13 protein-coding genes are annotated in these 13,479 nt (G+C 54.3%); 4 read left to right on the top strand and 9 right to left on the bottom strand.

Annotated features, from left to right (window positions below; translation table 11 throughout):
• Positions 1 to 13 precede the first annotated feature (13 nt).
• The 5 genes from PUV54_RS16705 to PUV54_RS15665 all read right to left on the bottom strand — a co-directional run bounded on the left by PUV54_RS16705 (position 14) and on the right by PUV54_RS15665 (position 5,627).
• On the bottom strand, positions 14 to 424 hold the full coding sequence (locus PUV54_RS16705; protein WP_420797882.1) for a DUF6491 family protein: 411 nt from the start codon (positions 422 to 424) through the stop codon (positions 14 to 16).
• Positions 425 to 543: 119 nt separating this feature from the next.
• Positions 544 to 1,581, bottom strand: a complete 1,038-nt coding sequence (gene cysK, locus PUV54_RS15650) for a cysteine synthase A (RefSeq protein WP_274493273.1) — start codon at positions 1,579 to 1,581, stop codon at positions 544 to 546.
• 171 nt (positions 1,582 to 1,752) lie between these two features.
• Positions 1,753 to 3,171 (bottom strand): M20/M25/M40 family metallo-hydrolase, encoded by a 1,419-nt coding sequence (locus PUV54_RS15655; RefSeq protein WP_274493274.1) that lies wholly within the window; start codon positions 3,169 to 3,171, stop codon positions 1,753 to 1,755.
• Positions 3,172 to 3,318: 147 nt separating this feature from the next.
• Positions 3,319 to 4,821, bottom strand: a complete 1,503-nt coding sequence (gene gatB / locus PUV54_RS15660) for an Asp-tRNA(Asn)/Glu-tRNA(Gln) amidotransferase subunit GatB (RefSeq protein ID WP_274493275.1) — start codon at positions 4,819 to 4,821, stop codon at positions 3,319 to 3,321.
• 23 nt (positions 4,822 to 4,844) lie between these two features.
• A complete protein-coding gene (locus PUV54_RS15665) occupies positions 4,845 to 5,627 on the bottom strand; it encodes an alpha/beta fold hydrolase (protein ID WP_274493276.1) in 783 nt (260 codons plus the stop codon).
• Between the two features lie 175 nt (positions 5,628 to 5,802).
• On the opposite strand from PUV54_RS15665, the gene PUV54_RS15670 reads away from it, so the two are divergent.
• Positions 5,803 to 6,684, top strand: a complete 882-nt coding sequence (locus tag PUV54_RS15670) for a fatty acid desaturase family protein (RefSeq protein ID WP_274493277.1) — start codon at positions 5,803 to 5,805, stop codon at positions 6,682 to 6,684.
• Here the strand turns inward: PUV54_RS15670 and gatA are convergent.
• The 3 genes from gatA to PUV54_RS15685 all read right to left on the bottom strand — a co-directional run bounded on the left by gatA (position 6,653) and on the right by PUV54_RS15685 (position 9,830).
• Positions 6,653 to 8,131, bottom strand: a complete 1,479-nt coding sequence (gene gatA / locus PUV54_RS15675) for an Asp-tRNA(Asn)/Glu-tRNA(Gln) amidotransferase subunit GatA (RefSeq protein ID WP_274493278.1) — start codon at positions 8,129 to 8,131, stop codon at positions 6,653 to 6,655. The two genes, PUV54_RS15670 and gatA, sit on opposite strands and share 32 nt — an antisense overlap.
• Positions 8,131 to 8,430, bottom strand: a complete 300-nt coding sequence (gene gatC / locus PUV54_RS15680; protein WP_274493279.1) for an Asp-tRNA(Asn)/Glu-tRNA(Gln) amidotransferase subunit GatC — start codon at positions 8,428 to 8,430, stop codon at positions 8,131 to 8,133. Before gatC ends, gatA begins: the two co-directional genes overlap by 1 nt.
• Positions 8,431 to 8,492: 62 nt before the next feature.
• Positions 8,493 to 9,830 (bottom strand): hypothetical protein, encoded by a 1,338-nt coding sequence (locus PUV54_RS15685; RefSeq protein WP_274493280.1) that lies wholly within the window; start codon positions 9,828 to 9,830, stop codon positions 8,493 to 8,495.
• A 49-nt stretch (positions 9,831 to 9,879) separates the two neighbouring features.
• Here PUV54_RS15685 and ruvX point away from each other — a divergent pair, with 49 nt between their 5' ends.
• The 3 genes from ruvX to PUV54_RS15700 are packed head-to-tail and all read left to right on the top strand — an operon-like array spanning position 9,880 to position 11,730.
• The gene (ruvX, locus tag PUV54_RS15690; protein WP_274493281.1) at positions 9,880 to 10,347 is read left to right on the top strand and encodes a Holliday junction resolvase RuvX; all 468 of its coding nucleotides are present in this window, start codon (positions 9,880 to 9,882) and stop codon (positions 10,345 to 10,347) included.
• Complete coding sequence (locus tag PUV54_RS15695; RefSeq protein ID WP_274493282.1) at positions 10,344 to 10,715, top strand: hypothetical protein; 372 nt, start codon at positions 10,344 to 10,346, stop codon at positions 10,713 to 10,715. Before ruvX ends, PUV54_RS15695 begins: the two co-directional genes overlap by 4 nt.
• Positions 10,716 to 10,758: 43 nt before the next feature.
• Positions 10,759 to 11,730 carry an aspartate carbamoyltransferase catalytic subunit gene (locus PUV54_RS15700; protein ID WP_274493283.1) on the top strand — a complete coding sequence of 324 codons (972 nt, stop codon included), beginning with the start codon at positions 10,759 to 10,761 and terminating at the stop codon, positions 11,728 to 11,730.
• Between the two features lie 42 nt (positions 11,731 to 11,772).
• On the opposite strand, the gene PUV54_RS15705 is transcribed toward PUV54_RS15700, so the two are convergent.
• Positions 11,773 to 13,323: a hypothetical protein gene (locus PUV54_RS15705; protein ID WP_274493284.1), complete on the bottom strand. Its 1,551-nt coding sequence runs from the start codon at positions 13,321 to 13,323 to the stop codon at positions 11,773 to 11,775.
• Between the last annotated feature and the right edge of the window lie 156 nt (positions 13,324 to 13,479).

Genomic DNA, 13,479 nt, shown 5'->3' on the forward strand with positions numbered 1-13,479 from the left:
GACACAGCCACCGCTACTGCTCTGATTTTCGCCGCAGTTCTTGAAAGTCGCTCAACCCGCACGATCCGCCAAATATTCCACTCGTATTGCCTACGACTGAAATGATCTGATTGCGGCATAGTTGACCGGTTGAGGTTGTGTACTGAATTCGGTTTGCAGAGCGTGACGCTCCGTAACATCTTCCCGAAACCTCATTCAGGTAGTAGCGGCCGCCAGTTCCACTGATGAGGAAATGCTTGTCGTCAAGCGGTGTAATTGATCGAATTTGGGTTGTACTCAGACAGTTTCTCGACTCACCCGTCAGCTCGAATTGCGCCAAACGTTTTGCCGCACGTTCAGACATGGAAGCCTCGTCTGAGCTCGCGGTGGCGCAACCACATACAGCGAAGATAGTCGCTAGACCTGATATCGTCAGCTTTTTCATAACCTGCTCTCAGAGCGCCCCAGCCCGTTTGCGATTACGATGCTACGCTTACTCTGTGAGTAATAGCATGAAAACACTGCCGATTTCAGGTCAAACCCTTCAAATCTTCGAGAGCGTTATTACAGCTGATATCCCGGCGTCGATCTGGATATTTCGACTTCTTCGTCATTCATATCCGCCTCTATGTCACCGAATAACGGGGTTGAGAGATACCGTTCGCCCGTATCCGGCAGCATGGCAAGAATCGTCGTCCCGGCCGGAGCCGATTGGGCGATTTCCATAGCGCCGGCAAAAGTCGAACCACCAGAAATGCCCGTGAAGATGCCTTCACGCCGCGCTAACTCTTGCGACCATTTCATACCGTCAGCAGGTGAGGTTTTTACAACCTGATTGATCACGCCGGCATCAACCGCTTCAGACGTGATTTTCGGAATAAAGTCCGGGCTCCAGCCCTGAATCGGGTGCGGCGTCCAAGCTGGGTGTGATGCTGACGGGCTGCCATCGGCATTGCGGTCCTGCTTCGCGCCGCTTGAAAGCATGGCTGCATCAGGCGGCTCGCAAACAATTATCTTTGTTTCGGGGCTTTCTTTTTTGAGGACGCGAGACACGCCGGTGAGCGTACCCCCAGTGCCAAACCCGGTCACCCAGTAGTCAAGTTTTTCGCCTTTGAAATCTTCAATAATTTCACGCGCCGTCGTACGTTCATGCATGTCAGGATTGGCTTCATTCTCAAACTGACGGGTCAGAAACCAGCCGTTCTTTTCTGCAAGTTCTTTCGCTTTCCCCACCATGCCGGTGCCTTTTTTGGGTGCGGGCGTCAGAATCACTTTCGCACCTAAAAAGCGCATGAGTTTACGCCGTTCGACGGAAAAACTTTCCGCCATGGTCACGACAAGCGGATAGCCCTTTGCCGCGCACACCATGGCGAGGCCAATCCCCGTATTGCCCGAGGTCGCCTCAACGACAGTTTGCCCGGGCTTCAGATCACCCGATTTCTCCGCCGCTTCGATAACACCGAGCGCAAGCCGGTCCTTTACTGACCCCAGCGGGTTAAACGCCTCGAATTTCACGTACATATTGACGCCTTCGGGCGCCAGACGATTGATACGGATCACTGGCGTATTGCCGACAGTGCCGAGAATTGAATCATGTTTCATGGGTTTCTCCTATTCATGTAGCGGCGTCATTAGCTTATGGCCGATGACGGGCAGTGACGCCCGTCACATCTAGGTGCGTAACGGGCATCATCAACTGACGCGAAGAGCGGACCATATCCACAACTTCGGAAGCTAAGCTGCACGGAACAGATTCACAGGCAATATAAGAGCCTACTCAACTCCATCGCCCGCCAGTTCTTTCAAAACGATATACCAGTGATTAAGGCCCGCGTAGAATTGATCCACCGCCAGACGTTCATTCAACCCATGGGCAAATTGATCACTCGCTTTACCCCATGCGCCAGAGATCGCGACCGTGTCGTAACCCTTTGTGCGGTAATGCATGCCATCAGTGCCGCCCGACGCCATATAAGGTATGATCGGAACATCAATGCCGCGCGCGGCCAACGCAGACGTGACTGCCGCCAGCACATCCGGCCGGACTTTTGATTCAGGGCTTTCGGTGACATCCGTCTTCAATTCAAACTGGATATTGTCATTATCGACAATCTCTTTCAGCTTTTGTTCCGTGGCGGCCGCGCCAACGCCGGGAAAAATCCGGCAATTCACAGTTGCCGTCGCCGATTGCGGCAACGCGTTTTCAGCATGCCCGCCCCGCAACATTGTCGCCACGCATGTTGTTCCTGTGGTCCCCACCGTCTCGGGCTGCGATCTCAAGATTTTTATGGCTTTTTTATCTTTCGGGTTTTCCGCAAAGGCGATCATGGCCTCGCCCACTTCGCCCGGCGTCACTTGTCCTGCGGCTCCAAAGTAAGCAAGCGTCAACTCACTCGCCTGTACCGGAAACTTGTACGCTTCAATTTTCCGGAGCGCATCAGCAAGCTCATAAATAGCGTTGTCATCGCGAGGACGCGACGAATGCCCGCCAGGGTTTGTCACTGTCAGTTCAAACGTTGCATAGGTTTTTTCCGCCCCTTGCACGCCGTAATATAAAGGCGAACCGTCGGGAGCCAGCGCGCCGCCGCCCGCATCGCTATTGAGCACGAATTCAGGGTCAATGTTCTCGGCTACGAATTCCGCCTGCGCTCTGGTAGAAATCATCCCGGTTTCCTCATCACCCGAAAAGGCGATGATCAGATCGCGGCTCGGCGTCCATCCTTCCTTTTTCAAACGGATGAATGTCGCAACGAGATTTGTAATACCGTATTTGTTGTCCGTTGTCCCACGTCCGAAGAAATACCCGTCTTCTTCGGTTAACGTGAATGGCGAACGCTCCCAATCCTCTGGCAGCGCATCGACGACGTCCATATGGCCCAAAAGAACTATAGGTTTTTTTGCAGCGTCAGAATCGGAGCGATAATAAACCATCAATCCTTGCGTGTGCTCTCCGTCGCTATCGTAGTCTGTAACTTCGATATCTTGATCGGAAAAACCGGCTGCCTTCAGCTCCCCCGTGAGATAGTCGACCATGGCTGGCACCTGCTCATGACCTTTCGCTGTCCGGAACGAAATGACGGTCTCATATATGTCCCGCGCCATTTGTTCGTGTTCGGAAAGGTCACGCGACATACCAGGCGTCGACGCCAAAGACATCGCAGCAGATGCAAACAAAACTGTTCTGAAATTCATCAAATAGCCCCTCTAGCAAGATTTCAATCCAGTGCAAGCGAAGGGCAGATTAACGAGTTTTGCGTGAATGTCAGGCGCAAACAACGTTTTCCACAAGCTATTCAGCTGGCGTGAAAATGAGAATAGCAGGGCTGATGGACGAATCGCTTACTCAACGCCCAGTTTCTTTTTCAAAATCTCGTTGACCGCCTGCGGGTTCGCCTTGCCGCCGGAGGCTTTCATCACCTGACCGACGAACCAGCCCATGGTTTTGGGCTTTTCTTTCACCTGCTCAACCTGTTTCGGGTTAGCGACCATGATCTCGTCGATAATTTTCTCGATAGCGCCAGTATCGGTTACCTGTTTAAGACCGCGCTTTTCGACGATATCAGAAGGCGCGCCTGTTTCTTCGCCCTCGAAAATCATAGCGAAGACGTCCTTGGCGATCTTGCCGGAAATCGTCCCGTCCTTGATCAGGCCGATCAGCTCGCCAAGCTGCGCTGCGGACACAGGCGTTTCTTCGATTGTCTTGTCAGCTTTATTGAGCGCCCCAAAAAGATCGCCCGTCACCCAGTTGGCGGCGAGTTTGCCGTCGCCACATTTGGCGACCTCTTCGAAGTAAGATGCACTGGCCTTGTCAGCCGCGAGCACTGAGGCATCATAGGAAGATAGCCCGTAGTCTTTCATGAAGCGGTGCTTTTTGGCGTCCGGCAACTCCGGCAGGCTTGCCCTGATTTCCTCAACCCACGCCTGATCGAATTCGAGCGGCAAAAGATCCGGGTCCGGAAAATAGCGATAATCATGCGCGTCTTCTTTCGAACGCATGGTGCGTGTTGTTCCAGATTTCACATCAAACAGACGCGTTTCCTGATCGATCTCGCCGCCGCCTTCCAGGACTTCGATCTGACGGCGCGCCTCATAGTCGATGACCTGTTTCACGTAACGGATCGAATTGACGTTCTTGGTTTCCGTTCTTGTGCCGAGATGGCTGAAATCGCCGGTCTCCTGAAACTTTTTGTAGCTTCCCGCGCGGCAGACGGAGACGTTGACGTCGGCGCGCATCGAACCCTCTTCCATATTGCCATCGCAGGTGCCCAGATAGCGCACGATAGACCGCAGCTTTGAAAAGTACGCCGCACCCTCCTCCGCTGATCGCATATGCGGTTTGGAAACAATCTCCATCAGCGCCACGCCTGAGCGATTAAGGTCCACATAGGACTCTTTCGGTGCTAGATCGTGGATCGACTTGCCGGCGTCCTGCTCAAGATGCAGGCGCTCGATACCTACGTTGATCGTCTCGCCCCCATCGAGTTCAACCTCGATCACGCCCTCGCCGACAATCGGGTCTTTGTACTGTGATATCTGATACCCCTGCGGCAAGTCGGGATAGAAATAATTCTTCCGGTCGAAGCGCGACCAGGTGTTGATCTTGGCATTGAGGCCAAGGCCCGTCCGGATTGCCTGTTCCACGCAATATTTATTGATGACTGGCAGCATTCCAGGCATGGCGGCGTCGACAAGACTGACATTCTCATTGGGTCCAGCCCCGTATTCTGCCGAGGCCCCGGAAAACAGCTTCGACTTGGACGAGACCTGCGCATGGACCTCAAGCCCCACCACGACCTCCCAGTCGCCGGTTGACCCTTGCAGCAATTTTGTAGTTTCACTCATGGTGTTCGCCTCGTCATCGGAATTCAGGCGGTTTTGCCCGCGCTTTGCGCTGCTTGCAACCCGCTTTCCGCCCGCTCAATCACCCGCTGCACAGCGCGGTGCACGCGCCGGGGATATTGTCCTTCGAGGTAATGGGTGCCGCCGGGAACAATCTCCAGCGCGCCCACGCTTTCAGGGAGCGCGCCCATCAGCGTTTCAGCGTTGGAGCGCGGCACGAGCGCATCAAAATCGCCATGCATGACCTCGACTGGCGCCTTCAGTGATTTCAGACGTTCCATAAGCGGCCCGATCTGCGCGCGCCGCCCGGCAATTTCCGCCCGAACCTTTTGCCAACGGTTTGGCACATAGGATTCGATGCCGCTTTCGCCGCCAAGTTGTTCCAGCTTCAAGGCGTAATCATGGGGCTCATCAATCAGCGCCGCAACCGTCACGACTCCCAAAATCTGACCGGGAAAATCGAGCGCAGCTTTCAGCGCCAGCTCCCCGCCATAAGAAACGCCCATGGTCACGATCTTTTTGTCGCCGAATTCACCGCCCGGCAGGAAGGGTCTAATGGCCGCCACCTGTTCGTCAAAATCAGTGATCGGGTCCTCGTGCCCCCTGCCAAAACCTGGCCGCGTCAAGACTACAACATCGAGCCCATGAGGAGCGACGCGCAAGAACCGCTGATAAATAAACTTGTTGCTCGGCGTTCCCGTAAACACAAACAGCCGCCAGTCGCCATTGGCTTGCAAATGATAGGCGTCCGTATCAATCGGCGTTTTTAGCGGCGCTGTGTAAGTGATTTCGCGATATCGGCCGAACATACCCCAACCCCTGATTACCCACTCGGCGAAAAAGTTAACGTAGCCAATCGGTTGGCTGCTGGCGAGATGGGAGCGAAAATTGTGTCGCCGCTCCTGACCTGATAGGATTGAGGCACTGGGGAGAATAAAAGAATACGCGAGGTTACGCCCAGTGTCTGCAGAACGCATTGAGACCATGAGGGATTTGAAAATCCACGCACGGACGGAAACGAAAGGTTTCCAGTGGCCGACGCTTGCCTTTTCCTATCTTGTCATCAGCATGACCCTCGCCGGCATCTGGGCCGGCGTGACGGGCCTCGTTCCGCTGTGGGCCGCGATGATCTGGAATTCATTCTGGATGGCGCAAGGCTATACCGCCGCTCATGAATGCGCCCACCGCAACCTCAACGGCAAGCACCGGCGCCTAAACTGGCTGAATGATTTCTTCGGCATCGCCGGATTTTCATTCACGCTCCATTCCTACACCGTGCATTGCCACGTCCATCGCCTGCACCACGCACACACGAACGACCCGGAGCGCGACACCGACGCCTGGGTATCAGATGCCCCGAACCTGCCTTCGGCGATCTTCCGCTCCCTGATGTTTTATTTTCATACAAATTATTTTATCTTCAAGATTTTCCCACTGGTCCGCGACAAACGAAAATTTATCATGCGCGCCGCGCTAGAAACGGCTTTTCCATTCGCTATTATTATTACGTTTGCAGCAATGGGCTATTGGCGCGAAGTGCTGATGCTTTCGGTCATCCCGACTATTCTGGCTTTCGCGCTGGTCAGCTTTTTCATCGACTGGATTCCGCATCACGTGGAAGACAAGTCCGACGTGATGAAACAGACGCTGATCCAGAAACCGTCAAAAAGCTTACGCGGTAAGTTTTTCTCGTGGATCTATGGCTTTCACAATTACCATCTGATCCATCATCTCGTTCCGAGCATTCCATGGTACGCGCAGGAGCGCACGTTCGAAAAAGCGGAAACGTTTTTAAGAGCAAACGGCGCGCGGATCAGGGAAGCAGACGAGGCGTTTACGCCCACCACTCAGCAGGTCGCTTCGTAGCGCCCGCAGCCTGCTCAATAGCATACATGCCTTTGAACATGGTTTCTTCGTCAAACGGACGCGCGAGAAGCTGCAAGCCCAGCGGCAGTCCCTGTTTGTCGTAGCCCGCCGGCACTGATGCACCCGGCAGACCAGCCAGATTGCCCGTCACCGTGAAGACGTCATTCAGGTACATCTGCACGGGATCATCTGACTTCTCGCCAAGCGCAAACGCCGCTGAAGGCGTGGACGGCGTCAGGATGAGATCGACTTTTGAGAACGCGTCTGTGAATTCGTCGAAGATTTTCTTTCGCACTTTCTGCGCGCGCAAGTAATAGGCGTCGTAATAGCCCGCAGACAGCACGTATGTGCCGATCAGGATGCGGCGCTTTACCTCGTCTCCGAACCCTTCGGCGCGGGTGTTTTCATACATCGACAAAATGTCGGTGTAATCTTTGGCGCGGTGACCGTATTTGACGCCGTCATAGCGCGCGAGGTTCGACGAAGCCTCCGCCGGCGCAACAATATAATAAACCGGCAGCGCGTATTTGGTCATGGGCAGCGAGATATCGACAATCTCGCAGCCGGCGTCTTTCATCCAGTCGATGCCTTGCGCCCAGAGTTTTTCGATTTCCTCGGGCATGCCGTCGAGGCGGTATTCCTTCGGCACGCCGATCTTCATGCCTTTAAGCGATTGGCCCAGCACCGCTTCATAATCCGGGACCGGACGATTGATACAGGTTGAATCTTTCGGGTCAGGCCCGGCCATGGACTTCAGCATGACCGCCGCATCGCGCACATCCTGCGCCACCGGTCCCGCCTGATCGAGTGATGATGCGAACGCGACAATGCCCCAGCGTGAAACGCGGCCGTAAGTCGGTTTAACACCGACGGTATTGGTCAAAGACGCCGGCTGGCGGATCGAGCCGCCCGTATCGGTCGCTGTAGCCGCGGCGCAAAGGCGCGCCGCCACGGCTGCAGACGAGCCGCCTGAGGAACCACCGGGCGTCAGAGCTGTATCGTCGCCCTCGCGCCGCCACGGGTTGATAACATTGCCGTAAAAGCTTGTTTCGTTCGACGAGCCCATGGCGAACTCGTCGAGATTGAGTTTGCCAAGACAGACCGCGCCGTCACGCCACAGATTGCTCGTCACTGTCGATTCATAGCGCGGGGTGAAGCCATCAAGAATATGCGAAGCGGCAGTCGTCAACACTCCCTCGGTACAAAAGAGATCCTTGATGCCGAGCGGCACGCCCTCAAGGTCGCCGCCCTCGCCTTTGGCGAGTTTCGTATCGGAAGCCTTCGCCATGTCGCGGGCTTTGTCCGCCGTGGTTGTGATGAACGCGTTCAGCGGTTTTGCTTTTTCGATCCGCGCAAGATAGGCGTCCGTCGCCTCGAGCGAAGTCGTTTCTTTTTTCTTCAACGCGTCGCGAAGCTGGGCGAGGGTAAGATCGGCGGGATTTGTCATTATTCCACCACCTTCGGCACGACGAAGAAGTGGTCTTCGGTCTTGGGCGCGTTAGCGACGACGTTATCCGGCTGACCGCCGCCGGTGGGGCCGTCCTGGCAAACGTCCTCGCGCATGGGCAACGTCACATCGACGGTGGAGGCCATGGCCTCAACGCCCTCGACATCAACTTCGTTCAATTGCTCGATCCAGTCGAGAATGCCGGAGATTTCTTTCGCCAACGGCTCGAGCCGTTCTTCCGGCTCTGCGATCCGCGCGAGGTGCGCCACCTTGCGCACTGTGTCCTTATCAATCGACATGGAGAATCCCTGAAATCTGAAGTCCCGCTGGACTATCAACGCCATCCCAAAGGCGCAAGCCTTTAGGAGGATGCCGCCCGGGCGGCATCCATCAGGCGGCTGATTTCCACTGCCGGTTCCGCCAGTGGCGTACGGGCAAAATGGCGGACAGCCTGCGCGAAATCCTCATCACCCGTACGGGCTTCAATGAGGTCGTAAAACATCTCCTCGGTGTAGCCGTCTTCCTCCCCGGCGCGCTCGATCAGCGCTTTCCAGAAATCGGCGACGGTTTTCCCATCCGCTCTCGCCGTCGCCTCGGCAATCACCTGGCCGCAAACATAAAGCGCACGAAAATCGCCTCTTGCTGATGCGCCGTTTAGTGATCCGTTTTCAAGTGTAGTCGCGCATTCGTTTCTTGCGGCGGCGGCGTTCCGTTCAAAGGCCGCGCCATCCCAGATGCCGAGCCTCACCATAACCTCGCCGGCAATCGCCTCAGCCGCACCTTCATGAATCCATTCCGGCGTGTCGTCTGTGCGGGGGCGCGCGCCCGTTTGCCACAAATGAACGGCTTCATGGATCGTCGAATGGGTGAATACGTCCCGGGCTTGTCTGTTTGGCCGCGCCCAAGCGCCGCCGCGCAACATGATCTGGAACTGCGAGGGCAAAGCGTCGCCAGCATAGCTCAACCGCCCCGGTTCGCCATCGATTGCTGCGGACAAAAACAGGTTCGGTTTTGTATCTGGCGAGAATCCGAAAACATCTGACAAAGCAGCGAAGGCGCTCGGGACGAGACTGTTGAATTCAGCAATAATCCATCTCGGCGCTTGCGGATCAATCACCGCCATAACGTCTTCGGTTTCAACCGGCGCTAACGGTCCCATATAGATAAACGCAGGGTGCGCTTCGGGACTGCGCCAGTTTTCAAGCCGCAAGGCGCGGTCACCAAATGCAACGACTTGCGCCCCAGCGGCAGGCGTAAAGTCGAATGTCGCATTCACATATTCGCCCGATTTTGTCTCCGGCCATAAATGCCCTGTGTAGACAAGCAGACCGCCAACACCATATTCCGCAATCGGCTGATATTCCTTGTCCAGACGAACATCGCTTGGCCGAGCGATCAGCTCCAGGCGCTTGAACTTTCCTCCGCCCGGTTTGCGAATACGGTCGACGTTATCATCGCTGACGAGTTCAAGACCCGGCGTTATGATGTTCCAGTGTTCTTGCCGGTATCCGTTCGGTACGGTTGAGAATACCGCATCGCGCTCAGGCGTGCGCCATTCATAGATCACTTGAAGCGCCGTATCGTCAGTTTGCATCACGTAAATGCGCACGCCCGGCGTGTCCAACCCGCGCCCGAACGGCGCGGCGAACGCAACCGCCATCAGCAAGGCGGCCATGCCAAGCGCGACGAAACGAATCACTTGAGCCCTCATCCCACGTCTTCTTGACCCTTCATGCTACAATTGAGCCATGACCGAAACATTTGAACAACAGGCTGCGGCGTTTGGCGCTACTGGCGCCCTGTTCGGCCTCGATATTGGCGAAAAAACCATCGGGGTCGCGGTCTGCGATCCGGCGCGTCAGGTGGCGACGCCGGTAGAAACCATCCGCCGGAAGAAATTCACCCCCGACGCCGAGCGGTTGAAGGAATTGGCGACGGCGCGCGGGGTCATGGGCCTCATCATCGGCCTGCCGCGCAATATGGACGGAACCGAAGGCCCCAGCGCCCAGCGCGCCCGTGCCTTCGCCCGCAACCTGCCTCGCATCCTCGACCTCCCGGTCGCCTTCTGGGACGAGCGGCTTTCCACAGCCGCCATGGAGCGCGACCTTATCGCCCTCGACACAAGCCGCGCCAAGCGCGCCGAAAAGATCGACGAGGCGGCGGCGACGTTTATACTACAGGGGGCAATCGATCGCATAAGGGGGCTTGCAACATGAAACCCATCGTTCTTCGCCATCTCATTATCGGGCTCCTTGTTCTTACGGGGATTTTTCACCTTGCCGTCGCGTTGTTGAATGCGGCTCCGGGCCTCGGCTGGTCCCTGACGGCGTTTGGGGTGATTTACACCGGCCTTAGTTTTTACGTTCGCCGTGATGTTCACATGAAGAAAAAACCCAAAAAGGGTCACATAAACGGCCGCACGGCGATCATCGTCACCATGGCGGTATGCGCAACTGGTCTCGCTCTCGGCGGATCGAACTATATTCAGAATGGCGGGCCTTTAGCCCTGCCGATTATGTTTGCTGTCGATATCGCCATTATCGCGGCAGGCGCCATGTGGCTGATGAAGGTTCACACCAGGTAAGACATTGCGGTGATCCCGCTTCACCGTTAAAGCATTCGCTTTAATGACATTGTCCGAACGCCCCTTGCCGCCGAAAGGCGGATTTTCCGCGCGCCGTCTGATCTCAATAGACGATCTGACCGACGGCGATATTTTTTATTTGCTTGACCTTGCTGAATATTACGCCGGCTACCTGCGTCGGGCCGCGCCAGCGCCGCGCCGTCTCGCCGGCAAGACCCAAATTAATCTCTTTTTTGAGGACTCAACCCGCACCAATCTTTCGTTTGATCTGGCGGGGAAGAAACTCGGCGCTGATATCATTAACGTCCCGGTCTCCGCATCGTCGGTGCATAAAGGCGAGAGTTTGGTCGATACGGCGCAGACCCTCGCGGCCATGGGCGCGCATGTGATGATCGTGCGCGCCAAGGAGGAAGGCCTTCACGAAGCTCTGGACGAAATTCTGCCCTGCCCTGTGGTCAATGGCGGCGCCGGAAAACGTGAGCATCCGACGCAAGCACTGTTGGACGCCGCTGCGATCCGGTCTGAATTCGGCGAACTGGAAGATCTTACCATCGCCATCTGCGGCGACATCAAACATTCACGGGTCGCTGGTTCAGACGCGCGGTTGTTTCAGCGCCTTGGCGCCAATGTGCGCTTCGTCGGCCCGGCTTATCTGATGCCGCCTGACGATCAGTTTACGGATATTCCTCGTATTGGTAACCTCAAAGACGGACTTAACGGCGCCGATATCGCCATGGGATTGCGCATGCAGTTCGAACGCATGGAAGGCCCTGATGGCGAAAATGGCCGCGCACTAGCGCAAGGCTTCTATGATGAATTCGGGTTGACGCATGAAACATTAAAACTGGCGAAACCCGGCGCGTGGGTCATGCATCCCGGCCCCATGAACCGCGGCGTCGAGATCTGCGGCGCCCTCGCCGACGACCCAGAGCAGTCGCTGATCCTGCGACAGGTTTTCTACGGCGTCGCTACCCGTATGGCCTGCCTCGATGCGCTGCTGACGAAGGGGGAGTGACATCCCTCTTGCACCTCAATCCACCTCCTATTTATTTTGTTGTTAACTCAAACGATTTCGAAGCTTCTGATCAAACAACAACCTCAAACTGAACCATAGCGGAGGTTGTTCCACGCCGTTGCGTACCCATGGCCATTGAACCAACTCTGCATGTGTATCAGCCATATATGACGAATCACCAACACCGGAAAAAGCCTTACCCGCTGCCGTGGATTTCACTTTCTCCGCCTTGCGACGGCGAGCAAGGTGCTGCTCCGCTACACCTATTTGATGCTGCCATGTCCTTAAATTGTTTCTGTTTTCATTGTAATCCAAAACAAGTTTAATCATCCGAGATCCGGCAAAAAACACCACAATTATCGATGGCAAAGCGATCGCTATAAGCACCCATCGAAATATTGACCCAAGAACAACAAGCACATATTTCGAAAAATATGTAGAAAACGGCGCCTCCCCAGAAAATGCATCCTCAAGGTCACCGCTGTCCTGGACGCTCCTGACACTCGCAGCCCATACAGCAAGCGTAAGAGGAGCGTTCTTTTCCAAGTTTGCCTTTATCACGCGTTGGATTTCTGGATCTGCCCCGGCCAAAGCACCGAAGAAACGTAACCCAAAATAGAACGCTATTACTGCCGCAAAGATTCCCATTGGAACAGCAAAAAACCAAGGCACCGTATTGAACCAAGCAGTACTGTAAGCATTGAGCTGCTCAAGTGCCGGTTCATTTGCAGAGTCAACAAGGGATAAGAGCGCAAATTTCTGAAGAAGTGTACCTTGCGCAAAAACACTCATTACGCAAAGCGATGTCCAATAAAACAAAACCCCAAAAATAATAAATACGACTGATCGCGCAGCACCGGTGGTTACAAATATTTTAAATGCGCCACGTGCCAGCCATTCCGCCAGAGTAACGACAAATACAAAGATAACTAGCCCTAAAGTTAAGTTTCCAAGGTTAGAGAAAGATATTTCAAAAACTGCTGAGGTTGGAGTTAAAGCCCAAATATGAAACCACAAGAATTTAGTCGCAGCAACATCTTCAACAATGCTCTGGTACTCATTTCGGAAGCCATTTCCTGTGACGTTTTCTTTGATAGATTGTATGATTGAGTATTTGGGTTCAAAGTCTGCGACAAGGCCACCTGAAAAATCCTCAATTATAGTAAAAAGTGGATCGCCAGTAGATAATTTGTCTTGGGCTTCGTTTAGCCTTTTATTGAATACCGAATTACGTCCACGGAGTTTAGGATAAGTTTCCGCTGTCGCATCCAACCCAATCAATTTTTGTTCTGGAAAAAAAGTAACCACCGCAGCGCGATTTCCGGCATTCTCATAGTCTCGGCCAATTTTACTTAAACTCCGTCGTGCAGATCTGTTTATTTCAAATTCACGCAGTTCTTCCGAAGCAGTAATAAGCACAATTACATTTGTGCCCGTTTTCTGCGCGACCTCAGCAAGTTGTGAATTAATTTTCGCAGATTGAGGGTCAGATAGCAGCGAAAGTTCATCAATTAAAAAGTCATGGTATTCGCTGTTCGAGTTCCCACACCCCGCAAGTAATAACAATAACGCACCTAGCAAAAAAAACCGCATCCCCTACCCCCACTTATAATTCTACACAATCCCCACAATAATTTGTACTACTAGATTAAACAATTCAACTATCGAATCTCAGTTTCTACGGACTTTAATGCACACTGACAAATAAAATGAGAAATTTTTCAAATAGTTATTAAGCTGCAGTTGACG

The sequence above is a fragment of the Hyphococcus flavus genome (genome assembly GCF_028748065.1).
GTDB lineage: Bacteria > Pseudomonadota > Alphaproteobacteria > Caulobacterales > Parvularculaceae > Hyphococcus > Hyphococcus flavus.

What these genes read in the sequence shown, in the direction of transcription:
- PUV54_RS15705 (WP_274493284.1), bottom strand. Translation starts at nt 13,323, where the DNA reads ATGCGGTTTTTTTTGCTAGGTGCGTTATTGTTATTACTTGCGGGGTGT.
- ruvX (WP_274493281.1), top strand. Translation starts at nt 9,880, where the DNA reads ATGACCGAAACATTTGAACAACAGGCTGCGGCGTTTGGCGCTACTGGC.
- PUV54_RS16705 (WP_420797882.1), bottom strand. Translation starts at nt 424, where the DNA reads ATGAAAAAGCTGACGATATCAGGTCTAGCGACTATCTTCGCTGTATGT.
- gatA (WP_274493278.1), bottom strand. Translation starts at nt 8,131, where the DNA reads ATGACAAATCCCGCCGATCTTACCCTCGCCCAGCTTCGCGACGCGTTG.
- PUV54_RS15670 (WP_274493277.1), top strand. Translation starts at nt 5,803, where the DNA reads ATGAGGGATTTGAAAATCCACGCACGGACGGAAACGAAAGGTTTCCAG.
- PUV54_RS15700 (WP_274493283.1), top strand. Translation starts at nt 10,759, where the DNA reads ATGACATTGTCCGAACGCCCCTTGCCGCCGAAAGGCGGATTTTCCGCG.
- cysK (WP_274493273.1), bottom strand. Translation starts at nt 1,581, where the DNA reads ATGAAACATGATTCAATTCTCGGCACTGTCGGCAATACGCCAGTGATC.
- gatC (WP_274493279.1), bottom strand. Translation starts at nt 8,430, where the DNA reads ATGTCGATTGATAAGGACACAGTGCGCAAGGTGGCGCACCTCGCGCGG.
- PUV54_RS15655 (WP_274493274.1), bottom strand. Translation starts at nt 3,171, where the DNA reads ATGAATTTCAGAACAGTTTTGTTTGCATCTGCTGCGATGTCTTTGGCG.
- gatB (WP_274493275.1), bottom strand. Translation starts at nt 4,821, where the DNA reads ATGAGTGAAACTACAAAATTGCTGCAAGGGTCAACCGGCGACTGGGAG.
- PUV54_RS15695 (WP_274493282.1), top strand. Translation starts at nt 10,344, where the DNA reads ATGAAACCCATCGTTCTTCGCCATCTCATTATCGGGCTCCTTGTTCTT.
- PUV54_RS15665 (WP_274493276.1), bottom strand. Translation starts at nt 5,627, where the DNA reads ATGTTCGGCCGATATCGCGAAATCACTTACACAGCGCCGCTAAAAACG.